19 protein-coding genes are annotated in these 21,107 nt (G+C 73.0%); 9 read left to right on the plus strand and 10 right to left on the minus strand.

Annotated elements, in window-relative coordinates; translation table 11 throughout:
* The first annotated feature begins 9 nt into the window (after positions 1 to 9).
* The 4 genes from O7598_RS10355 (at position 10) to O7598_RS10370 (ending at position 4,225) form a co-directional block, all read left to right on the plus strand.
* On the plus strand, positions 10 to 222 hold the full coding sequence (locus tag O7598_RS10355; RefSeq protein ID WP_269691098.1) for an MbtH family protein: 213 nt from the start codon (positions 10 to 12) through the stop codon (positions 220 to 222).
* Positions 223 to 323: 101 nt separating this feature from the next.
* Positions 324 to 1,589: a KamA family radical SAM protein gene (locus tag O7598_RS10360; protein WP_269691099.1), complete on the plus strand. Its 1,266-nt coding sequence runs from the start codon at positions 324 to 326 to the stop codon at positions 1,587 to 1,589.
* Complete coding sequence (locus O7598_RS10365) at positions 1,586 to 2,899, plus strand: MFS transporter (protein ID WP_269691100.1); 1,314 nt, start codon at positions 1,586 to 1,588, stop codon at positions 2,897 to 2,899. The genes O7598_RS10360 and O7598_RS10365 overlap by 4 nt, the downstream gene beginning before the upstream one ends.
* 102 nt (positions 2,900 to 3,001) lie before the next feature.
* Entirely contained in the window at positions 3,002 to 4,225 is a 1,224-nt protein-coding gene (locus tag O7598_RS10370; protein ID WP_269691101.1) for a multidrug effflux MFS transporter, read from the plus strand.
* A gap of 56 nt (positions 4,226 to 4,281) precedes the next feature.
* Here O7598_RS10370 and O7598_RS10375 read toward each other — a convergent pair whose 3' ends face one another.
* Positions 4,282 to 5,868 carry a beta-1,3-glucanase family protein gene (locus O7598_RS10375; protein ID WP_269691102.1) on the minus strand — a complete coding sequence of 529 codons (1,587 nt, stop codon included), beginning with the start codon at positions 5,866 to 5,868 and terminating at the stop codon, positions 4,282 to 4,284.
* Between the two features lie 151 nt (positions 5,869 to 6,019).
* Between O7598_RS10375 and O7598_RS10380 the strand changes: the two genes are divergently transcribed.
* Together O7598_RS10380 and manD are read left to right on the plus strand one after the other, a co-directional pair.
* Positions 6,020 to 6,190: a hypothetical protein gene (locus O7598_RS10380; RefSeq protein WP_269691103.1), complete on the plus strand. Its 171-nt coding sequence runs from the start codon at positions 6,020 to 6,022 to the stop codon at positions 6,188 to 6,190.
* A gap of 92 nt (positions 6,191 to 6,282) precedes the next feature.
* Positions 6,283 to 7,491 carry a D-mannonate dehydratase ManD gene (manD, locus tag O7598_RS10385; RefSeq protein WP_269691104.1) on the plus strand — a complete coding sequence of 403 codons (1,209 nt, stop codon included), beginning with the start codon at positions 6,283 to 6,285 and terminating at the stop codon, positions 7,489 to 7,491.
* A 13-nt stretch (positions 7,492 to 7,504) separates the two neighbouring features.
* Here manD and O7598_RS10390 read toward each other — a convergent pair whose 3' ends face one another.
* Genes O7598_RS10390 through O7598_RS10415 form a run of 6 tightly spaced genes read right to left on the minus strand, consistent with a single transcriptional unit; the run spans position 7,505 to position 15,442 of the window.
* A complete protein-coding gene (locus O7598_RS10390; RefSeq protein ID WP_269691105.1) occupies positions 7,505 to 9,601 on the minus strand; it encodes an alpha-glucuronidase in 2,097 nt (698 codons plus the stop codon).
* Positions 9,598 to 10,287, minus strand: a complete 690-nt coding sequence (locus O7598_RS10395) for a hypothetical protein (RefSeq protein WP_269691106.1) — start codon at positions 10,285 to 10,287, stop codon at positions 9,598 to 9,600. The genes O7598_RS10390 and O7598_RS10395 overlap by 4 nt, the downstream gene beginning before the upstream one ends.
* Positions 10,284 to 11,864, minus strand: a complete 1,581-nt coding sequence (locus tag O7598_RS10400; protein ID WP_269691107.1) for a GH39 family glycosyl hydrolase — start codon at positions 11,862 to 11,864, stop codon at positions 10,284 to 10,286. Before O7598_RS10400 ends, O7598_RS10395 begins: the two co-directional genes overlap by 4 nt.
* Entirely contained in the window at positions 11,864 to 13,507 is a 1,644-nt protein-coding gene (locus tag O7598_RS10405) for an ABC transporter substrate-binding protein (protein WP_269691108.1), read from the minus strand. The genes O7598_RS10400 and O7598_RS10405 overlap by 1 nt, the downstream gene beginning before the upstream one ends.
* A 28-nt stretch (positions 13,508 to 13,535) precedes the next feature.
* On the minus strand, positions 13,536 to 14,462 hold the full coding sequence (locus O7598_RS10410) for a carbohydrate ABC transporter permease (protein ID WP_245716466.1): 927 nt from the start codon (positions 14,460 to 14,462) through the stop codon (positions 13,536 to 13,538).
* Positions 14,459 to 15,442, minus strand: a complete 984-nt coding sequence (locus O7598_RS10415) for an ABC transporter permease (RefSeq protein WP_269691109.1) — start codon at positions 15,440 to 15,442, stop codon at positions 14,459 to 14,461. Before O7598_RS10415 ends, O7598_RS10410 begins: the two co-directional genes overlap by 4 nt.
* A 67-nt stretch (positions 15,443 to 15,509) precedes the next feature.
* Between O7598_RS10415 and O7598_RS10420 the strand changes: the two genes are divergently transcribed.
* Both O7598_RS10420 and O7598_RS10425 read left to right on the plus strand, forming a co-directional pair.
* On the plus strand, positions 15,510 to 16,538 hold the full coding sequence (locus O7598_RS10420) for an acetylxylan esterase (RefSeq protein WP_269691110.1): 1,029 nt from the start codon (positions 15,510 to 15,512) through the stop codon (positions 16,536 to 16,538).
* Between the two features lie 64 nt (positions 16,539 to 16,602).
* The gene (locus O7598_RS10425; protein WP_269691111.1) at positions 16,603 to 17,544 is read left to right on the plus strand and encodes an acyltransferase domain-containing protein; all 942 of its coding nucleotides are present in this window, start codon (positions 16,603 to 16,605) and stop codon (positions 17,542 to 17,544) included.
* Between the two features lie 4 nt (positions 17,545 to 17,548).
* Here the strand turns inward: O7598_RS10425 and O7598_RS10430 are convergent, their stop codons facing one another.
* Positions 17,549 to 17,767 (minus strand): hypothetical protein, encoded by a 219-nt coding sequence (locus O7598_RS10430; protein WP_269691112.1) that lies wholly within the window; start codon positions 17,765 to 17,767, stop codon positions 17,549 to 17,551.
* A gap of 203 nt (positions 17,768 to 17,970) precedes the next feature.
* On the opposite strand from O7598_RS10430, the gene O7598_RS10435 reads away from it, so the two are divergent.
* Positions 17,971 to 18,969, plus strand: coding sequence for an ankyrin repeat domain-containing protein (locus tag O7598_RS10435; protein WP_269691113.1), 999 nt, complete (start codon positions 17,971 to 17,973; stop codon positions 18,967 to 18,969).
* Positions 18,970 to 18,972: 3 nt separating this feature from the next.
* Here O7598_RS10435 and O7598_RS10440 read toward each other — a convergent pair whose 3' ends face one another.
* Positions 18,973 to 19,914 carry a carbohydrate kinase family protein gene (locus O7598_RS10440; RefSeq protein WP_269691114.1) on the minus strand — a complete coding sequence of 314 codons (942 nt, stop codon included), beginning with the start codon at positions 19,912 to 19,914 and terminating at the stop codon, positions 18,973 to 18,975.
* Between the two features lie 3 nt (positions 19,915 to 19,917).
* Positions 19,918 to 20,982 carry a glycosyl hydrolase family 32 gene (locus tag O7598_RS10445; protein WP_269691115.1) on the minus strand — a complete coding sequence of 355 codons (1,065 nt, stop codon included), beginning with the start codon at positions 20,980 to 20,982 and terminating at the stop codon, positions 19,918 to 19,920.
* Positions 20,983 to 21,107: the final 125 nt, after the last annotated feature.

Below are 21,107 nucleotides of genomic sequence, written 5' to 3' on the forward strand. Positions count from 1 at the left end.
AGAACGGCGATGGCCGTCGACGACGATGACCGCACCTACCGCGTCGTGGTGAACCACGAGGAGCAGTACTCGATCTGGTTCGCCGACCGTGAGCTGCCGGCGGGCTGGACCGCCACCGGTTTCGAGGGCGCCCGCGCGGACTGTCTCGCCCACATCGACGAGGTGTGGACCGACATGCGTCCCCGCAGCCTGCGCGAGCGGATGGCCGCCGCGCGGGGCTGACCCGTCCCGGGGTCGGGGGTGGTCCGCGACGGACCACCCCGGCCCGGGCCGTCCGCCGACGGCCACCCCTGTCCCATCCCGCTGACAACGAGGCGACGGTGATGAAGGTCTATTCCCACGAACGTCTGGCGCGGCTCGCCGGCGAGCGTGGCATGCCCGAGGAGTACCTGCACGACCTGCGGGTCGTCTCCTCGGTGCTGCCGTTCAAGGTCAACCAGTACGTCGTGGATGAGCTCATCGACTGGTCCGCCGTCCCGGACGACCCCATCTTCCGGCTCACCTTCCCGCACCGGGACATGCTGCCGCCGGACATCTACGACCACCTGTCCGGGTTGCGGCTGTCCGCGGCCGAGCCGGGGGTGATCCGCAAGGCTGCCCGGGACGCGCACGCCCGGCTCAACCCGAACCCGGGCGACCAGCTCGAGGCGAACGTGCCGCTCCACCGGGGCCGCCGGCTGCTCGGCCTGCAACACAAGTACGCCGAGACGGTGCTGGTCTTCCCCTCGCAGGGGCAGACCTGCCACTCCTACTGCGGCTACTGCTTCCGCTGGGCCCAGTTCGTCGGCAACGCCGAGATCCGGCAGGCCTCCTCGGACGTCGCGGACGTGGTGGCGTACCTCGCCGGGAGCCCGGGGGTCACCGACGTCCTGTTCACCGGCGGCGACCCGATGATCATGAGTACGGCGGTGCTGGAGAAGTGGGTGTCGCCCCTGCTGGACCCGGCGCTGGAGCGGATCCGCACCGTCCGGTTCGGCACCAAGGCGCTGTCGTACTGGCCGGCCCGCTTCACCGCCGACCCGGACGCCGACGACCTGCTGCGCCTCTTCGAGCGGATCGTGGCCGGCGGCCGGCACGTCGCCGTGATGGCCCACTTCTCCCACCCCCGCGAGCTGGCCACCGACGAGGTCCGCCGGGCCATCGCCCGGATCCGGGCCACCGGCGCGGTGATCCGGGCCCAGGCGCCGCTGATCGCGCACGTGAACGACCGGGCCGAGGACTGGGCCACCATGTGGCAGCGGCTGGTCGAGCTGGGTGTGGTGCCGTACTACATGTTCGTGGAGCGCGACACCGGCGCCCGCAGCTACTTCAGCGTGCCGCTCACCCGGGCCTGGCAGGTCTACGCCGACGCCGTCCGGTCGGTCTCCGGCCTCGCCCGCACCGCGCGCGGCCCCGTCATGTCGGCGGCCCCCGGCAAGGTACTGGTCGACGGGGTGGTGCGACTCGGCGGCAGCGAGCTGTTCAGCCTGCGCATGCTCCAGGCCCGCGACGCGTCGCAGGTGGGCCGGCAGTTCTTCGCCCGGCACGACCCGACCGCCGAGTGGTTCGACGACCTGCGTCCCGCCGCCGGCTCGTGGTGGCCGGCATGAGCGCCGCCACCGAGCCCACCCTGACCGCCTCCGACGAGGGACCGATGCCTACCGTCACCGAACCGCCGAGGGCGGGAGCCGAGCGCCGGGTCAGCCTCTGGCGCAACCGCGACTTCAACCTGCTCTGGGTCAGCCAGTGCTTCTCCGACCTCGGCGCCACCATGTCCAACCTGGCGATGCCGCTGCTCGTGCTCTTCCTCACCGGCTCCGCGGCGCAGGCCGGCCTGGTCGGCAGCGCCGGGCTGGTCACCACGCTCGCCTGCCGCCTGCCGGCCGGCGTGGTGGCCGACCGCTTCTCCCGCCGTACGCTGCTGGTGGCCTGTGACGTGGTCCGGCTGGTGGCCTACCTGGGGTTGTCCGCCGCCGTGCTCGCCGGGGTGGCCAACCTGCCGATGGTCCTCGTGGTGACCGTCGTCGGCGCCGCCGCCAACGCGGTCTTCGGCACCGCGGAGCACGCGGCGGTGCGCAACCTGGTCCCGTCCGAGCAGCTCGCCACCGCGGTCGCCCGCAACGAGGCCCGCTCCTACGGCACCCAGCTCGCCGGGCCGCCGCTCGGCGGCCTGCTCTACGGGCTGGGCCGGTCACTGCCCTTCGTCGGCAACGCGCTGTCGTACGCGCTGTCCCTGCTGGCCGTGGTGCTCATCCGCCGGCCGATGGAGGAGGCCCGCACCGAGGGGACCCGGCAGTCCGGTGGCGCCGCGGCGGCCGAGGGTGTCCGGTTCGTCCTGGCCAACCCGTTCCTGCGGGCGCTGTTGGTGATCGCGGCGCCGCTGAACATGGCCTTCACCGGGATGATCTTCGCGATCATCGTCTCCCTGCAACGGACCGGCACCCCGTCGGTCCTGGTCGGCCTGGCCAGCACGATCTTCGGCCTCGGCGGCTTCCTCGGAGCGCTCGCCGCCCCGGCGGTCCAGCGCTGGTTGCGACTGCCGACCCTGGTGGTCGTGCTGTGCTGGGCCACCACCGCGCTGATGGCGACCAGCGCCCTGGTGTCGTCCAACCTGCTGGCCGCGGTACCGCTGGCGGCGGCGGTCTTCCTCGCTCCGACCGCGAACGCGGTGCTCTTCGGCTACCAGGCGGCGATCACCCCGGACCGGCTCCAGGGGCGGGTGGTGAGCGTCATCTACCTGGCCGCCACCTCGGCCGCCGCGCTCGCACCCGGTCTGGCCGGGTTGCTGCTGGTCCGGTTCCCGGCCGCCGTGACGATGCTGGTCTTCGCCGGCCTGGTCGGAGTCTCGGCGGTCACCGCGACGCTGAGCAGGGGCATCAAGTCGATGGACGTCGGCAGCGAGTCGGCCGGAGGGGTGTGAGCCGGGTTACCTCTCGGGGATCCGGGAATCAGCCCGGTGGGTGTGGGCCTGAACCCAGGTGTGACTGTTACGCCGAAATCCACCTCGACGCCGGGTGACCTGATGAGCCGCGGGCAGCGACTGCGGCTCGTCCTGGTCCTCGGTTCGCTGATCGCGGTGGGCCCCCTCACCATCGACATGTACCTGCCCGCGTTGCCCGCGATCGTCGCGGACTTCGCGACCACCTCGGCGGCGGTCCAGCTGACCCTCACCGGCACGCTCGCCGGGCTCGCCGTCGGCCAGTTGCTGATCGGGCCGCTGTCGGACGCCGTCGGGCGGCGACGCCCGCTGATCGCCGGGCTCGTGCTGCACGTCGTGGCGTCGTCGCTCTGCGTCGTCGCGCCGAACATTGCGGTGCTCGGCGCGTTGCGGGTGGTGCAGGGCCTTGGCGTCGCCGCCACCGCGGTGGTCGCGATGGCCGTGGTGCGCGACCTGTTCAGCGGCGCGGCGTTCGCCACCCTGCTCTCCCGGCTGCTGCTGGTGATGGGCGCCGCGCCGATCCTCGCCCCGACCCTGGGCGGGGGCGTGCTGCGCTGGACGGACTGGCGCGGAGTCTTCGTCGCCCTGGCCGCGTTCGGCGTGCTGCTCGTCGTGGTCGCGTCGATCGGCCTGCCCGAGACGCTCGCGCCCCACCGCCGCCGGCGCGGCGGCGTGGTCGCGACGATCTCGCTCTACGGATCGCTGCTGCGCGACCGCGTGTTCGTGGGGCTGGTCCTGGTCGCCGGTCTGGCCATGGCGGCGTTGTTCGCCTACGTGGCCGGTTCGTCGTTCGTGCTCCAGCAGACCTACGGTCTCGACGAGCAGGAGTTCGGGCTGGCGTTCGGGGCCGGCGCGGTGGGCCTGATCGGGGCGACGCAGTACAACGTGCGGCTGCTGCGCCGCTACCCGCCGCAGCGGATCCTCGTCGTCTCGCTGGTCGTGGGGACGTTCGCCGGGCTGGCCCTGGTGGCGTTCGCCGCGACGAACGTCGGTGGCCTGCCCGCCCTGCTGGTGTCGTTGTGGGTGGTGCTGGCGGCGGCGGGCCTGGCGATGCCGAACGCCCCGGCGCTGGCGCTGTCCCGCCACGGCGAGGCGGCCGGCACCGCGTCCGCGCTGCTCGGCGCCGTGCAGTTCGGCGTGGGCGCGGTGGCCGCCCCGCTGGTCGGTGTGCTGGGCACCGGTGCGGTGGCGATGGCGCTGGTGGTGGCCGGTGGGATGGTGGCCGCGCTGGCCGTGCTGCTGGCCGTGGTGCGACCGTCCCGGCTCGCCGGCCTGGAACCGGCGCCTGCGGTCGTGGTCGCGCACTGACGCCGCGGAGCGACGGGCCCCGGTCGCCGACCGGGGCCCGTCGCTTTCCGGCGCGGTCAGCCCTTGCGCCACCGCTGGTTGGGTGTGCCCGAGCAGTCCCACAGTTGGAGCCGGGCGCCGTCGGCGGCGTTGCGGTCCTTGATGTCGACGCACCTGTTGGCCTGGAGGTTGACCAGGTCACCGGCGGCGGTGAGGGTGAACCGCTGGGCCCCGGTGCCGTTGCAGGCGTAGAGCTGGACGACCGCACCGTTGGCCGTCGCGCCGCCGTCGACGTCCATGCACTTGCCGTTCTGGCTGCGCACCGCCGAGCCGTCGAACGTCCACTTCTGCGCGCCTGTGTTGTTGCAGGTCCACATCTGCAGCGGGGCGCGGTCGACGAAGTTCGAGCTGGGCACGTCGACGCACTTGCCGTTCAGGCTGCTGACGATCGCGGTCGAGGTGCCGGTGGCGCCGCCGCCGAACGGGCTGAGGATCAGGCCGGCGGCGCGGGGGTCGCCGTCGTGCACCAGCGACTCGAACGCGCCGACGTCGTCGAAGGCGAACGCGTACGCCTTGCCGTCGGCCATGTTGGCGTGGATCAGCCGGGCGTACTGGTTGGTGGGGGAGTTGCGGTAGAACGCGGTGGCGTCGGTGCTGGGCTGGGTGTCGACCGTGCCCAGCGTGCCGCGGTTCAGCGCGGCGCAGAGCGTACGCGAGATCGGGCCGACCACCTGGTCGTTCGGCGCGGGCAGGTCGCCGTCGCAGCCCCACACGCTCGCCGACGAGGGCCGCCGGAACGAGGCGACGACCTGGCCGCTGCCGTTGGTGAAGGTCATCGTGTCGCCGGCGGTCCGGCCGAAGTAGCGGATGTTCGGCTGGTCGGTGAAGGGCGCCACGGTCAGCGTCCTCGTGGTGTACGCGTTCCAGGCGGCGGCGATGTAGGAGTCGAGGTAGGTGGTGCTGAGCAGACCGGCGCCGGCCGCCTTGCCCGGGGCCAGCACGCGCAGCACGGTGCCGTCGGAGCGGGTCTGGACGGTGCCGGCCCAGCCCGGTTGGGCCCGGATCCCGTCGATGACCGCGTTGCGTCCGTTCGTCACCGGGTCGCCGGTGCGCCGGGTGACGCCGCCCGCGCCGGTCACGGTCACCGCGTGCGGCACCGCGAACATGTCGACCTGGGAGCTGTTGAGCCACAGACCCGCGTCGTTGTAGGTGAACTCGCTCCAGTCGAAGAGGACGTCGCGGTTGGCGTCGCCGGCCGCCCACGGTGCGGGTTGCACGAGGCCGTCCGGGGTGAGCAGGAACGTCAGCTTCTGCCCGAGGGCGAAGTAGACCCGGCCGGAGAAGCCTCGGGGGAACTGGAGGGTGGTGCTGCCGCCGTTGCCGGGACCGGGGATGGAGGCGTCGGGCGCGGGCGACGGCGGGATCTGCCCGCCGGTCCAGGGCACGAAGGCGCCGGTCGCGGTCACGTAGCCGAGCCGGCCGGTGGAGAGCTGGGTGCCGATGACGTAGAGGTGCACGGCGTCGGCGCGTCCGGTGGTGTTGGTGACGGTGACGGGCAGCAGGGCGGGGCCGACCGCCTGCGCGGGCGCGGCGCCGGCCACGCCGCTTCCCGCGCCGACGAGCAGGGCGGACACGGCGGCGAGCAGCTTTCTTCGGAGACGCATGGGACACCTCGGGGTGGCGGGGACGGCGGAGAGAGCGCTCTCTCAGCGTCTGGTCGGAAACAACCTTTGTCAATAGGCGATTGCCGATGTGTTTCGTCGTCGCCGTCGCGCTCGTCGGGCGACGACGGCGACGTCGTCGGATAATGGGTCGATGACGAACCCCGATCTCGATCCCGACGTGTACCCGCCGCTCGACCCGCGTGAGGACGTGCCGGACGACCCCGGCGAACTCCTCCCGGAGACCCCGGGCGAGCTGCCGGAGGCGCCGGTCGAGCCGATGCCCGACGACGGCGACCCCGGGGGCGTGCCCGAGCCGGCCTGATCCGCCGGTCAGTGGCCCGCGACCTCAAGGCATCGGCAAGGGCGAATGAATCTGATCTAATGGACACCGTGCCGAACGGCAGGGGAGATCGGATGCGGATCGTCGACGCCCGGGTGATCGTGACCTGTCCGGGCCGCAACTTCGTGACCCTGAAGGTCGTCACCGACGACGGCGTCACCGGCGTCGGTGACGCCACCCTCAACGGCCGGGAACTCGCCGTCGCGTCCTACCTGCGCGACCACGTCGTGCCGCTGCTGATCGGGCGCGACCCGGCCCGGATCGAGGACACCTGGCAATACCTCTACCAGGGTTCCTACTGGCGGCGCGGGCCGGTCACCATGAGTGCGATCGCCGCCGTGGACACCGCGCTGTGGGACATCAAGGGCAAGGTCGCCGGGCTGCCGGTCTACCAGCTTCTCGGTGGCCGGTCCCGCGACGGCGTGACCGTCTACGGCCACGCCAACGGCGAGACCGTCGACGAGGTGCTGACCGAGGTCGCCCGCTTCGTCGACCTGGGCTACCGCGCGGTGCGTGTGCAGTGCGGCGTGCCCGGCCTGCCCCGGACCTACGGCGTCAGCGCCGACAAGATGTTCTACGAGCCCGCAGACGCCGCGCTGCCCACCGAGACGACCTGGTCCACCGAGGCCTACCTGGCGCACGTGCCCACCGTGTTCGCCCGGGTCCGCGACGAGTTCGGCCCCACCCTGCGACTGCTGCACGACGTGCACCACCGGCTCACCCCGATCGAGGCGGCAAGGCTCGGCAGGAGCCTGGAGCCGTACGCGCTGACCTGGATGGAGGACCCGGTCCCGGCGGACCTGCCGGAGGGCTTCCGGCTCATCCGCCAGCACACCACCACCCCGGTCGCCGTGGGTGAGGTCTTCAACAGCGTCTTCGACGCCGTCCAGCTCATCCGGGAACAGCTCATCGACTACGTCCGGACGACGGTGGTCCATGCCGGCGGGCTCACCCACCTGCGGCGCATCTTCGACCTCGCGGCGCTGCACCACGTCCGCAGCGGCTCGCACGGCGCCACCGACCTCTCCCCGGTCTGCATGGCCGCGGCGCTCCACCTCGACCTCGCCATCCCCAACTTCGGCCTGCAGGAATACATGCGGCACACCGCGCTGACCGACGAGGTCTTCCCGCACGGCTACCACTACGACGGCGGCTACCTGCATCCCGTCGAGACCCCCGGGCTCGGGGTGGACATCGACGAGGAGGCCGCGGCCCGCTACCCGTACGCGCCGGCCTACCTGCCGGTGAACCGGCTCACCGACGGCACCGTGCACCCCTGGTGAGCGCGTCCGCCGCTCAGTGGATGCGGCGGCCGTGCGCGTCCGGCACCCCGGACTTGCGGAAGAAATAGGTGTTGACCTGGTCCCGCCACTCGACGGCGCAACGGAACTGCTCGTCGAGGCGCTCGGCCACCCGCTGGTGGGCGGCCGGGTCCAGCGCCCCGGCGAGCAGACGCCAGCGCTCCCGCATCGCCGCCACCTCCTCGACGCCGGCGAAGTGCGTGTCGTAGATGTGCTGGATGACCGTGCGGCCACTGTGCAGCACGTGGCCGTAGGGCACGTGGTGGAAGAAGAGCAGCAGTTCGTCGGGGCACCGCTGGAGCGACTCGTACACCTCCGACCACGGCTGCGGGTACTGGCCGGTGAAACCGGTCCCGGTCGCCCGGGTGCGGTCCACCCCGACACCGTCGCGGTCGGCGAAGTGGTAGGTGCCCCACGGGGTGTACTCGTACCCGTCCACGTCCGGTCCGTAATGGTGCCCGGGGCGCACCATGAAGCCGACGCCCAGCGGCGCGGTGTACCGCTCGTAGGTGCGCCACGAGTCGTCCATGATCGCGCGCAGCGTGCGCCGCACCAGCTCTGGATCGCCAGTGGTGACCGGCAACCAGGTCAACTCGATCCACTCGTCGAGGACCGCGCCCGGGTCCAGCCGCGGATCCCAGGCGAGGCGGCCGAAGGCGTACAGGTTGGCCTGGGCCAGCGGGTGCCCGGTCCAGAACGGGTCGTCGCCCACGTTGGACACCGCGACCAGGCCACCGCGGGTGATCACGTCGGCGACCGTGTCGCCGGCCGCGCCCCACGGCGCGAAGCGCAGCACCTCGCTCCAGGCGGGGCCGAGGTGGCAGACGTGTCGTTGCTGGCCGGTGTATTCCTGCGTCACCTGCAACTCCATCGCCAGCCGGGTGGCCGGCATGGCGGCCAGCACCGGCGACACCGGCTCCCGCGGCTGGAAGTCCACCGGCCCGAACTTCACCTGGACGATCACGTTGTCCCGGAACCGCCCGTCGAGCGGCGCGAAGTGGTCGTGGGCGGCCCGGGCCCGGTCGGTCGACCGGTCCCGCCAGTCCTGTCGGTGGTCGTAGACGAACGCCCGCCAGCGCACCACGCCGCCGTGCGGCGCGAGCGCCCCGGCGAGCAGGTTCGCGCCGTCGGCGTGGTCGCGCCCGTAGGCGAACGGGCCGGGCCGGCCCTCCGAGTCGGCCTTCACCAGATAGCCGCCGAAGTCGGGGATCCGCCGGTAGACGCGCCGGGTGACCTCGGCCCACCAGGCCCGCACCCGGTCGTCCAGCGGGTCCGCCGTGGGCAGGCCGCCGAGCACCACCGGGGCGGCGAAGGTCACCGAGAGATGCACCCGGATGCCGTACGGGCGGAGCACGTCGGCGATCCCGGCCACCTCGTCGAGCCGGTCGGTCAGCAGCCGCGCCTCGGTGTCGTGCACGTTGACGTTGTTCACCGTGACCGCGTTGACGCCGCAGGCGGCGAGCAGGCGCCCGTAGTCCCGGATCCGGCCCGGCTCGCCCCGCGCGGCGCCGTCCCGCCAGAAGACGGACCCGCCGGCGTAGCCCCGCTCGACCTGACCGGACACCGGATGCACGGCCACGTTGTCCCAGTGGTCGAGGATCCGCCGGGCCAGGGTCGGCTGGTGCCGCCGCGCCGGTCGGTCGTCGTCGAAGGCCGCCGCGCCGAGCCGGACGACGTGGAACAGCCCGTACAGCAGGCCCGCCGGCGCGTCGGCCAGCACCACCGTCACGCCGTCCACCCGGGCCAGCAGGAACCCTTCGTCGCCGAGCGACCCGTCGCCCGTGCCGTCCACCGCCGGCGTCGCACCGAGGCGGGCCGCCTCCGCCGCCGCGTTCGCGATCGGGCCGGCGGCGCGCGACGCGAGCACCAGGTCGGCGTCCACGTCCCAGGGCGGGGAGTGCCAGACCCGCCCGCCGTGCCGGGCGCAGGCCTGCGTCACCTCGTCCAGCACGGTGTCGACGAGCGGGCCGTCGCCGTGCACCAGCACGTCCCGGGCGCCGACGGCCCGGAACGCCGCCGGCGGCAGCCAGGCCGCGTGCCAGGTCGACGCGCCGGCGCCGGGGGACGCCCGGCCGGCGACGGGAGCGCTCATGGGGTGAACTCCCTCCGGATGGTGTCGATCATCGGATCGCCGATCCGCAGCAGCGCCAGCACCACCAGCGCGGCCAGCAGGGCGAGCACCGCCTCGGAGGAGACCGCGGTGACGCCGGCGACGGCGGCCAGCAGCCCGGCGTTGCCGATCGTGACGCCGGGCCGGCGGACCAGGAAGTACACGGCCAGCCGGAGCGTGTCGCGGGTGCGGAAGGTGAACAGTGAGACGATCACCAGGGCGTTGACGCCGGCCAGGACCACACCGGCCCCGACCAGGAGCAGCGGCACCGCCCACCAGCCGGGCACGCCGGCCGCGGACAGGTTGGCCAGGTTCACCGCGATGACGGTCAGCCACAGCAGGGTCGGCGCCCAGACGCGTAGCACGCCCACCAGGTTGGCCCGGTAGGCCCGGCGGAACGCGGCGGCCGGCCGGAGATCGGTCAGGTCGGGGCGTTGGTGGCGCAGGGTGTGCAGCGCCGCCGAGACGGCCGGACCGACCGGGAGCAGCGCGACCGCGACCAGGGGCAGGTTGCTGGCGTCGCGGTCGAGCAGCACCAGCGCGACCAGCCCGGGCAGCGTGCCGAGCAGCAGCCACACCTCCACGGCGAGCAGCGTGTAGACCGACGCGGCGGCCCGCGACAACGGTCCGTCGCCGAACTCCCGCCGGCTGCCCGCCGCGTCGCTCACCGCCGCTCCTCGGACGCCGGTCCGGTCGCGGGCTCGCCGCTCTGAGGTCCGCCGGTCGACGGCTCGCCGGGCGGGTCGAGCAGCCGGTCGTCCCACCACGGCGGGGTCTCGTCCACCACCGGGGTCAGCTCGACGACTGTCACCTCGTGCCGGGTCAGCGTGAGGTCGACGTCGGCCCGCCCACCCGTGACCGGCAGGGCCCGGTGGGCGCGGGCCGGCTCGGCGGCCTCCCGCAGGGCGTCGAGCTGCCGGGGCCGGGGCGACTGCGGGCTGCCCAGTTCCCGCCAGGCCGCCCAGGCGTTACCGGCGTCCTCGCTCACCGACCGGCGGAGCAGGAACGCCGAGACGGTGCCGGGCCCGCCGATCGGGACCGACAGCGCCACGGTGTGCCGCTCGGGCGCCGGCTCCCGGCCGGTGACGTCCGCCGGCGCCCAGGCCAGCACCGCTATCCGGCCGTCCGGGTGCCGGGTGACGAGGTGGTCCGGCCCGCGCGCCAGCACCTCGTCGCCGAGCCGCGCCATGAACGCGTACAGGTGGTAGGTGGGTTTCTTGACCTGCCGGTGGGTGAGCAGGCCGAAGCCGCCGTGCAACAGCGCGGTGGGCACCCCCTGCTCCTCGAACACGTCGCAGAAGGTCCAGTACGAGAACGAGTCGACCAGGTCCCCGCCGGCGGCCAGCACCGGCGCGAGATAGGCGGCGTGGAAGGCCGTGTCGTGGATCGGATTGTCCGGCCGGTAGGAGGAGTTGAACTCGGTGATGTGCACCGGAAGATCCGCCAGCGCGGTGCCGGCCAGGCGTCGGCGGGGCGCGGCGAACTGCTCCAGCAACTCCGCTGCCGGGGCCAGGGCCTGCCGGGTGCCGAACGGCACGTGCCGCGCCGGGCCGGAGGTGTAGGCGTGCCGGCTGACGAAGTCGACCGGCACGTCGCGGTCGGCGACGAACTCGGCGAACGGCTCCCACCACTCGTCGGCGCCGGGGGAGAGGGCCGGCCCGCCGACCTGCAGCGCCGCGTCGACGTCCTTCACCGCGTGCGCGGACACCTCGTACAGGCGGTGGTAGGCGGCCTGGTCGGCGTCCCGCCAGAAGTCGGTGAGGTTGGGTTCGTTCCACACCTCGATCGGCCAGCCGCGCACCTCGTCGAGGCCGTACCGGTCCACCAGGTGGGCGACCGTGGCCCGGACCAGGTCGCCCCACTCGGTGAAGCTGCGCGGTGGCGTGACGTTGCCCCGCCACCAGAACACCGTCTGGTCGCCGGAGGCGAGCGCCGAGGGCATGAAGCCCAGCTCCACGAACGGCCTGACGCCCAGGTCGAGGTAGGCGTCGACGACCTGGTCGACGTACGTGAAGGCGTGCCGCACCCGGCGTTCGCCCCGCCACTCGTAGGGGCGGTGCACGCCGACGCCGTCGCTGAGCAGCCCGTGCCCACGGATGTGCCGGAAGCCGATGTCCCGCTGCACCAGCGCCAGCGAGTCCTGGTAGTCGCGCCGCAGCGCCAGGTCGAACCGGCCGGTGCCGACGCAGGTACGCCACGCGTCGGTCAGCCGGCCGGTGGGCCGGTCGGGAACGATGAGCCGCATCAGCCGTGGTTCTTGCGGTACCGCTCGTACGCCTTGTTGACCAGCTCGGTGTAGGCCTCCGCGTTCTTGGCCTTCAGCTCGGCGACGTAGGCGTCCCACTCGCTCAGCGGCCGTTGGCCGAGGGCGAACTTCAACGTGTTCGCGGTGACGTGGTCCTTGAGCGCGGTGGCCCACAGCGTCGTCTGCTCGCGCTCCTCGTCGCTGAGCGGCGCCGGCGGCGGCGTCACCCACGTCGCGGGCTTGCGGGCGTTCATCTCCTTCTGGAACACCAGTTCCTCGGGCGAGAAGAACGACTGCACCAGGTCGAGCTTGCCGCCGTAGGCGAAGACGCCGTTGTAGAAGCCGAAGTCCTTCTGCAGATGCTTGGTGCCCTTGGGGTTGAGCCCGAGCACGTTGACGTCGGGGGTGAGCGTGCGCCTGCCCGAGCCGTCCCGGGTGTACGTGGTGCCCTCGACGCCCCACTTGGTGAACTCCTGGCCGGCGTCCGAATACCAGAGCCAGTCGATGAACTGCATCATGGCGACGAAGTTCTTGCCGTCCCGCGCCTTGCTGGAGATCATCACGCCGTTCTCCAGCCGGCTCGCCGGGTTGACCGGGCCGGCCGGCCCGATCGGAAACATGATCTTTCCGAAGCGGGCGTTCGGGTTGAGCTTCGCGGCGTCCGGGCGGTAGTCGTTGACGATGGACTGCGCGTTGGCGCTGATCACGAACGACTTGCCGCTGGCGAGCTTCTGTCGGGCCTGGTCGTCGGTCTGGGTGAACGTCTCCGGGTCCAGCAGCCCTTCGGCCACCAGCTTGTGCAGGTACTCCACCACCTGACGCCACCGGTCCGAGCCACCGGTGAAGACGTACTTCCCGGCGCTGTCGTCCCAACTGGTCGGCTGGTAGTTCCAGCCGGCGCCCTGGAGGCCGTACGCGAGGGCGAGCATGTTCAGCAGGTTGCCGGCGGGGTTGGGCTTGCCGAACCGGTCGGAGAGGGGATAGAGGTCCGGGTGGGCCGCCTTCATCGCCTTGAGCATCGTGTAGACCTCGTCCCACGTGGTCGGCGACGGGATCTTCAGCTGCTCCAGCACGTCGGTGCGAACCGCGAGGGTGTAGTCCTGCCAGGGCTTCTCGTGCAGGCCGGGCAGGAGATAGAACTTGCCGTCCTCCTGCCGCAGCGTGTCCATCTCCGGCTGGAGGTTCCACTTCTCCAGCTTCTCCTTGAAGTGCGGCATCAGGTCCAGGTAGTCGCTGACCGGCAGGATGGCGCCGGAGGAGACGTACGAGTTCTCCTGCGGGTGGTAGGTCTTCGGAATGATGAGCGGGGCGTCGCCGGAGCCGACCAGCACGCTGCGCTTCTGCTCGTAGTCGCTGAGCGGGACGGCCACCGGGTCCAGCTTGACGTTCGTGCGCTTGGCCAGCTCGCTCCAGAACAACCACTCCGGCTTCAGCGGATAGTTCGGGTGGTTGTTGTAGAGGATCGAGAAGGTGACCGCCTCGGTGGCCTTGAACTGGTCGCCGACGCCGTACTTCTCCATCGCGCCCGCGCGGTTGCGGTCGAGGTCCTTCTTGTCGGGGGTGTCGTCGCCGCAGCCGGCCAGGGAGACGACGGCGGCCGCGCCGGTGGCGAACAGCACCTGGCGTCGGGACAGCTGGACCATTGGTGTTCCCTTCGAGTGGTGTGCGCGGCTATCCCTTGACGGCGCCGAGCATGATTCCGGAGACGAAGTAGCGCTGGATGAACGGATAGACCGCGAGGATCGGCAGGACCGTCAGCACGATGGTCACGGACTGGATGGTGGCCGCGGACTGCACGATGTCGTCGGCGCTGCCGAGGCCGCCGCCGGTCTGCGTGGCGTCGGTCGCGCCCGCGAGGAGGTTGCGCAGGTAGACGGTCACCGGCAGCAGGTCCTGACGGTCCATGTAGAGGAACGCGGCGAACCAGGAGTTCCAGAACGAGACGGCGTAGAAGAGCACCATCGTGGCGACCATCGCCTTGGACAGCGGCAGCACGATCCGCAGCAGCGTGCCGTACGTGTCCAGCCCGTCGACCGCGGCGGCCTCCTCCAGCTCGACCGGCAGGCTCTCGAAGAACGCCTTCATGACCAGCAGGTTGAACACGTTGACGGCGTTGGGCAGGGCGATCGCCCACACGGTGTTCTTCAGCCCGAGGCTGGTGACCAGGACGTAGTTGGGGATCAGGCCGCCGGTGAAGAACATGGTGAACACGGCGATGCCGACCAGCGCGGTCCGGCCCCGCAGGTGCCGCTTCGACAGCACGTACGCGTAGCAGGTGGTCAGCACGACGGAGATCAGCGTGGCGACCACCGTGTAGACGACGGTGTTGCGGTAGCTCACCCAGAACGTCGGATCCGACGTGACCACCCGGTACGCGGTGAGGTTGAACCCGCGCGGGACGAGGTTGACCTCGCCCGCGACGATGTACGCGTTGTCGCTGAGCGAGCGCGCCACGATGGTGAGGAACGGGTACACCGTCACCACCACGACGCCGGTCAGGACGACGGCGTTGACCGCCTGGAAGATCCGGTAGCCCCGGGTGGGTCGGATGCCGCGCGGCCGGGACGCCCGCCCCCGTGCGCGGGCGTCCGTGCTCACCACAGGCTCGTCCCCACGGTGCGCCGGGAGATGGCGTTCGCCGACAGCACCAGCGTCAGCCCGATCACGGCTTCGAACAGGCCGATCGCGGCGGCGTAGCTGAGGTTCCCGGAGACGATGCCCACCCGGTAGAGGTAGGTCGAGATGACGTCCGCGGTGGGATAGGTGAGCGGGTTGTAGAGCAGCAGGATCTTCTCGAAGCCGACCGCCATGAACGTGCCGATGTTGAGGATCAGCAGCGTCATCATGGTCGGTCGGATTCCGGGCAGCGTCACGTGCCAGGTCTGCCGCCACCGGTTCGCGCCGTCGATCCGGGCCGCCTCGTAGAGGTCGCCGTCGATGGTGGTGAGCGCGGCGAGGTAGAGGATCGTGCCCCAGCCGACGGTCTGCCAGACCTCGGAGGAGACGTAGATCGTCCGGAACCAGCCGGCCTGCTGCAGGAACGCGACCGGTTCGGCGCCGACGGCGCCGAGGAACTGGTTGACCGCGCCGTCCACCGACAGCAGCTGCATGACCATGGCGGCCACGATCACGACGGACAGGAAGTGCGGCAGGTAGGACACCGACTGCACGAATCGCTTGAGGGCCCGGCTGCGTACCTCGTTGAGCAGCAGCGCGAGCACGATCGGTAGCGGGAAGCAGAACAGCAGCGTGAGCGCGCCCAGCACGAGCGTGTTGGTGAACACGCTCCAGAACGTGGGATCGGTGAAGAAGAGCCGGAAGTATCGGAGCCCGGTCCAGTACTCGCCGAAGAGGCTGCCGCCCGGCTGGAAGCGCCGGAACGCGATCACGTTGCCGAGCATCGGCAGGTAGCGGAACGTCAGGAAGAACAGCAGCGGCAGGACGGCCAGCGAGTAGAGCTGCCAGTCCCGGCGCAGCGCCCGTCGCCAGGGCCGGCGTCCGGGCGTACGCGTCGGCTTCACCCTCGGCGACGTGCCGGGCCGCGCGTCCGACGACGGTCGGACGGTTTCGGACAACACCGCACCCTCCTGTCCGGAGCGCGCGACCGAAAACTTCCGGTAATGCCCCGTAAGCTTTTCGGAATTTATGGGTATCGTTCTTGTCGTGTCAAGGGCATCGACCGATCTCGCTATCGACAACCTTCGCCGGTACGCGCCGGCCGTCGCCGAACCCGCCGACTTCGACCGGTTCTGGCGCACCACGCTCACCGCCGCCGCGCACGTACCGGCCCTCGTCGACGTCCGGCCGGAGCCGACCGACCTGCGGCTGGTCGACGTCTGGGACGTGACGTTCGCCGGCTTCGACGGTGAACCGGTGCGGGCCTGGTACACCCGACCCGCCGGCGTGCCCACGCCGCTGCCGGCGGTGGTGGAGTATCCGGGCTACGGCCGCGGCCGGGGCCTGCCGGGCGAGCGGCTGACCTGGCCGGTGGCCGGGTACGCCCACCTGGTGGTGGACAACCGGGGCCAGGCCGGGCGCTACGGCCGCGGCGACACCCCGGACCCGCACGACGCGCCCGGCGGCCCCGACCCCGCCACCCGCGGCATCCTCAGCCCGGCCACCTACCACTACCGCCGCCTGGTCACCGACGCGGTCCGCGCGGTCGACGCGGTCCGCGGGCTGCCCGGGGTGGACCCGACGCGCGTCGTCGCGGTGGGCAACAGCCAGGGCGGTGGGCTCGCGCTCGCGGTCGCCGGTCTCGTCGACGGCCTGGCCGCGCTACTGGTCACCGCGCCGTTCCTGTGCGACGTCCAGCGCGGCATCGAACTCACCGAGGCCTCCCCGTACGGCGAGATCGCCCGCTACCTGGCGGTGCACCGAGAGGCGGAGGAGGCGGTCCGGCGCACCCTGTCCTACGTCGACGGGGTCACCTTCGCCCGCCGGGCCACCGCGCCGGCGCACTTCGGGATCGGCCTGCGGGACGACGTCTGCCCGCCGAGCACCGGCTTCGCCGCCTACAACCAGTACGGCGCCGCCGCCGGGTCGGACGGGCCGGCGCGGGAGATGCACACCTACCCGTTCAACGGCCACGAGGGCGGGGAGGCCGTGCACGTCCGGCGGCAGTTGCGCTGGCTCGACGCGGTGCTCCGGTCCACCGTCCCGACGGCCGGCTGACCGCGGCGGCCACCTGCCGACAGCGGGCTGCGCGAGGGCCGCCGGTGTCGGTAGGGTCGTCCGCGTGGATCTGGCCGACATCGCCGCCCGGCTCGGGGTGCCCGTCGAGGAGGTCGACCGCGTGCACCGGCTCGCCGGCGACCGGCCGTCGGCGCCGCTGCCCGACCGGGCCGACGTGCCCGCGATCCTCGACCGCCTCGCGGTCCGGCCGGAGGACGCCGCCGAGATCATGGTGGGCTGGCCCGACCCCGACTCCCCGTGGTGGACCCCGGAGCTGCGCTGGCTGCTCGACCGCTCGATCGCGCTGGTCCACGCCGATCTGGGCGGCCACGGCTGGCTGCCGCCCGGCCCGGCGCTGCCCCGCGAGCGCGGCCCCGCCTGGCGGCACCTCTACGTCTACGCCTACCTGGCCCTGGTCGACGTCGTGCGGGGCTACCACCGCGACCACGGCATCGCCGACGACGTGTCCTGGACGACCCTCGCCGACCTGGGCCGCAACCTCGCGGTCGACCGGCGGATGGGCGGCGAGGGCTGGCCGGTCATGCAGAGCTGGCTGACGCTGCACGCCCGCGGCGGCATCTACGAACTGGGCCGGTTGCAGCACCAGCGCGGCGAGACCATCGGCCTGCACATCCCCGAATCGGGGCCGATGACCCCGGCGGCGGTCGACGCCTCGCTCGACGCGGCGCGGGCGTTCTTCCCACGCCACTTCCCCGACGAGCGCCACACGGAGTTCTCCTGCGGCTCCTGGCTGCTCGACCCCCAGCTACGGGAATACCTGCCGGAGAACTCCAACATCGTCCGGTTCCAGCGCCGGTTCACGCTGGAGCCCTACCAGGAGCCGGAAGGCATCGACGCCGACGTCGAGGTGCGGCGGTTCGTGTTCCGCACCCTGAGCACCCCACCGGACCGGCTGCCCCGCGACACCGCGCTCCGGCGCGCCGTCCTCGACCACTGGGCTGCCGGCCGCCACTGGCGCTGGCGCGTCGGTCGCTTCCCGATCTGACCGGTCACCGGTGGCGGCGGTGGTGCACGATCAGTGCCGCCGCGCAGGCCAGCGCCACCAGGCCGAACGCCGAGCTCACCCACGGGTCGCCCACCGCGGTCGACAGCACCGCGTCGGCCGCCGCGCTGACGAAGAGCACCAGCCACAGCAGCGGGCGCAGCAGGGCGCCCGGCTTCCTCGGCGCGGCGGTCGGGGCCTCGGCGATGCGGTACGGATCGGTCATGGCTGCCTCCTCGCGACGTACGACGACGCCCTCGACGCTAGGCCGACGGCCGGCGCCCGACGATCCCGCCAGCGCGACCTTCGGCGGTAGAGCAGGCTGTACACCCGGGTCTACGAGACCGGCCGAACCCGGGTGCACGCGTTGGCCGGGATCGAGTGGACACGCGGTGATCCGACGACGCGTCACCACGGGAGGGAGATGTCATGGGGGACCGGAGCGAGGTCCGGCTGTCCGACGGTGGTGACGTCGGCCAGGTCCGGGCGTGGCTCGCCGCCGGGGCGGACCCGGCGGCGCCGGGCGGTCCGAGCGGCCGGACGATGCTGCACGAGGCGGCCCGGTACGCCGCGCCGGAGGTACTGGCCGTGATGTGCGAGGCGACCCGCGACCTCGACACCCTCGCCGAGGGCCGCTCCGCGCTGTGGGTGGCGGTCCACGCGGGGCGCACCGACAACGCACGCGTCCTGGCCGCCGCCGGCGCCGATCCGTGGCTGCCGATGATGTCCGGCTGGTCCCCGGGGCGGCTCGGCCTGGCCGGTCCCGAGCCCGAGCTGTTCCCCGACCGGCCGGCCGGGGTGGCGCTGACCCCGGAGGAGGCGGCGACCGCGGCGGCCGCGCCGGCGCTGCGGGCCGCGTTGGACGGGTTCGACCTCGACGGCGCCGGGCTGCTCTGCGTGGCCGGGGTGGATGCCGTCGAGGCGGTCCGGCGTCTGGACGGCGCCGCGGTGACGGAGGAAAACCTGTTGGCCTACTACGACGTGGAGGTGGACGACGAGTCCGACGAGGACGACGAGGACGCCTGGCGCTGGCTGGAGGACATCCGGGACCCGCTGCTCGTCGGCGTCACCGACGTGCCGGGCGGGTGCGTGCTCACCCAACCGTGGGGTTACCAGCCGCAGACCCCGGTGGTCGGCCGGGCGCTGTCCGCCGGGACGGTCGCCTACGGTGTGTACGCGAACCCGAAGAGCGGCAACCAGGGCAGCGTCTTCGTCGACGGGCGGGCCGTCAGCGGCGACCTGCATCCCGGTGGCGACCCCTGGGCGGACGCCTCGGGCGGCGAGATCCTGCTCGCCCACCTCTACCGGGGCAACCCGGCCGCCTACGCCTGCGCCTTCGTCGGCCTGCGGCCGGCCGACGCCCGCCCGGTCACCGGCCCGCCCGACACCTGGCTGCTGCTGCCCGACCGCGACCACCGGCAGCGGTGAGGCCTAGCGTGACGCCACCGGGAGGGCGAGGTCGGCGCGGTGCGGCGGATCGGCGCCCGGCCGGGCGCAGGTGAACGCCGCGATCCTGATGGCGTGCCGGAGCGCCGCGGCGAGCCGGTCCTCGTCCAGCGCTCCCACCCTGCCCGGGGTGGCGGCGCCGATCTCGACCAGCGCGTCGAGCAGGCCGGCGGTGAACGCGTCGCCGGCGCCGACCGTATCGGCCACCGTCACCGGCTCGGCCGGGCAGGTCACGTGGCGGCCGGCGCGGGTGCGGGCGTACGCGCCGGCGGCGCCCCGGGTCACCACGACCAGCTCCACCCCGCGGCGGCCCAGCGCCGCGGCGGCCTCGTCGACGCGCGTGCCGGGGAAGAGCCAGGCCAGGTCCTCGTCGCTGGCCTTCACCAGGTGGGCGTGACAGGCCAGGTCGAGCAGCCGGTCCCGGGCGGCGTCCGGATCCGTGAGCATCGTCGGCCGGACGTTCGGGTCCAGGCTGACCAGCACCCGCCGCCGCGCGTGGGTGCGGGCCAGCAGGTCGGCGACGAGGTCCGCGCCCGGTGGCAGCAGGACCGCCAGCGAACCGGTGTGCAGCACCTCGGTGCCGGTCGGCAGCGTCAGTTCCTCCCGGCGCCACTGCCAGTCGGCGGTGCCGTCGAGGTAGAAGTCGTAACCGGCGGCCCCGTCGGCGTCCAGCGACACGACGGCCAGCGTCGCCGGCCGGTCGTCGGCGACGGCGTGGCCCAGGTCGACGCCGTTGGCGTCGGCGTGGGCGCGTAGCCGGCGGCCGAACGCGGTACGGGAGAAGCGGGCCAGCAACGCGGTGGGTCGGCCGAGCCGGGCCAGCCCGACCGCGACGTTCAGCGGGCTGCCACCGGGGTGGGCGGCGAGCAGGTCGCCGCCGCCGGACGGCGCGAGGTCCACCACGGCCTCGCCGAGCACGGTCAGCACGGCTCAGGCTCCGACGGCGGCGGCCGGCGAGCCGGCGCCCTCGTCGACGCCGGGTGTGGCGACGCCGTCGGCGGGGGCGACCGCCCGGCGCCCGTGCACCGAGTAGGGCGTGCCCGGCTCGGCGTCGCCGAGCCGGACCGTGCCGTCCGGGTCGACCCGCAGCGGGATCGGGTCGCTCAGCTCGCCGACGAACCGCCCCTGCTCGTCGTGGTTGAGGAAGGCCAGCAGCTGCCACCGCCCGTCGCCGTCGCGGACCAGGCGTCCGCTGTAGAGGCTGTCGTCGGTCAGGCGCTGCGCCTTCGTGGCGTCGAACGGGCCCAGCAGCGACTCGCCCGGCACCGCCCAGACGCCGCAGGGCCGGGCGTCCCGGCTGCGCTCCGCGAGCTGGTCGTGCAGGCAGGAGAAGACCAGCAGCGGCCGGCCGTCGACCACCTCCACCTGGGGCACCTCCAGGTGGCCGAAGCCGCTGCCCGGCGCGGTCACCGGAGGCTGGGCGGTCCAGTGGACCAGGTCGTGCGAGCGGGCGTGGGCGATGACGCCCCGGTCGTCGACCGGGCCGGAGCCGGCGCGCGCGGTGACCAGCATGTGCCAGCCGTCGCCGTCCGGGTCGGCGAACACCCATGGGTCCCGCCAGGCCTCGTCCGGCCAGGTGGAGTCGCCGAGCCGCTCGTACCGGTCGGCGGCGGCGGTGAGCACCGGCGATGCCGGGTGCCGCGCCCAGGTGACCAGGTCGTCCGAGCTGGCCAGGCCGATGCGCTGCACCAGGGCGTCCTCGGCGCTGCCGGCGCCGGTGTAGAACATGTGCCAGCGCCCGTCCGGGCCGCGCAGCACCGAGCCGGTCCAGGTGGCGACGTCGTCGAAGGCCGGGCGGTCCGCCGGCACCAGCGCGTCGGCGAGTTGGGTCCAGTGGCGCAGGTCGGTGGAGACGGCGTGGCCCACGCTGGCCCGGAAGTGCCGCCGGTCCGGGTCGCCCAGGGCCCGGGAGGCGCGCAGGAAGAACAGGTGGTGGGTGTCGCCGTCACGGGCGAACCAGAAGTCCCAGATCCAGGCGTCGGGAAGTCGGAGCACGGGGGGATCCTTTGGCGTCGGCCGCCGCTGCGGCGGCGGTTGTGTCGCGCCGCGGTGGCGGCGCCGGGGGTGTGTGGCGGCGGCCCCGGAGCGCGGGGTCGCCGTACGGGCCGCCACGCGTAGCG

This window comes from Micromonospora sp. WMMC241, assembly GCF_027460165.1.
GTDB lineage: Bacteria > Actinomycetota > Actinomycetes > Mycobacteriales > Micromonosporaceae > Micromonospora > Micromonospora humi.

Excerpts from the sequence above, each read along its gene's own strand:
- O7598_RS10355 (WP_269691098.1), top strand. The coding sequence starts at position 10 with ATGGCCGTCGACGACGATGACCGCACCTACCGCGTCGTGGTGAACCAC.
- O7598_RS10380 (WP_269691103.1), top strand. The coding sequence starts at position 6,020 with ATGACGAACCCCGATCTCGATCCCGACGTGTACCCGCCGCTCGACCCG.
- O7598_RS10370 (WP_269691101.1), top strand. The coding sequence starts at position 3,002 with ATGAGCCGCGGGCAGCGACTGCGGCTCGTCCTGGTCCTCGGTTCGCTG.
- manD (WP_269691104.1), top strand. The coding sequence starts at position 6,283 with ATGCGGATCGTCGACGCCCGGGTGATCGTGACCTGTCCGGGCCGCAAC.
- O7598_RS10435 (WP_269691113.1), top strand. The coding sequence starts at position 17,971 with ATGGGGGACCGGAGCGAGGTCCGGCTGTCCGACGGTGGTGACGTCGGC.
- O7598_RS10365 (WP_269691100.1), top strand. The coding sequence starts at position 1,586 with ATGAGCGCCGCCACCGAGCCCACCCTGACCGCCTCCGACGAGGGACCG.
- O7598_RS10430 (WP_269691112.1), bottom strand. The coding sequence starts at position 17,767 with ATGACCGATCCGTACCGCATCGCCGAGGCCCCGACCGCCGCGCCGAGG.
- O7598_RS10400 (WP_269691107.1), bottom strand. The coding sequence starts at position 11,864 with ATGCGGCTCATCGTTCCCGACCGGCCCACCGGCCGGCTGACCGACGCG.
- O7598_RS10405 (WP_269691108.1), bottom strand. The coding sequence starts at position 13,507 with ATGGTCCAGCTGTCCCGACGCCAGGTGCTGTTCGCCACCGGCGCGGCC.
- O7598_RS10375 (WP_269691102.1), bottom strand. The coding sequence starts at position 5,868 with ATGCGTCTCCGAAGAAAGCTGCTCGCCGCCGTGTCCGCCCTGCTCGTC.
- O7598_RS10390 (WP_269691105.1), bottom strand. The coding sequence starts at position 9,601 with ATGAGCGCTCCCGTCGCCGGCCGGGCGTCCCCCGGCGCCGGCGCGTCG.
- O7598_RS10420 (WP_269691110.1), top strand. The coding sequence starts at position 15,510 with ATGGGTATCGTTCTTGTCGTGTCAAGGGCATCGACCGATCTCGCTATC.
- O7598_RS10360 (WP_269691099.1), top strand. The coding sequence starts at position 324 with ATGAAGGTCTATTCCCACGAACGTCTGGCGCGGCTCGCCGGCGAGCGT.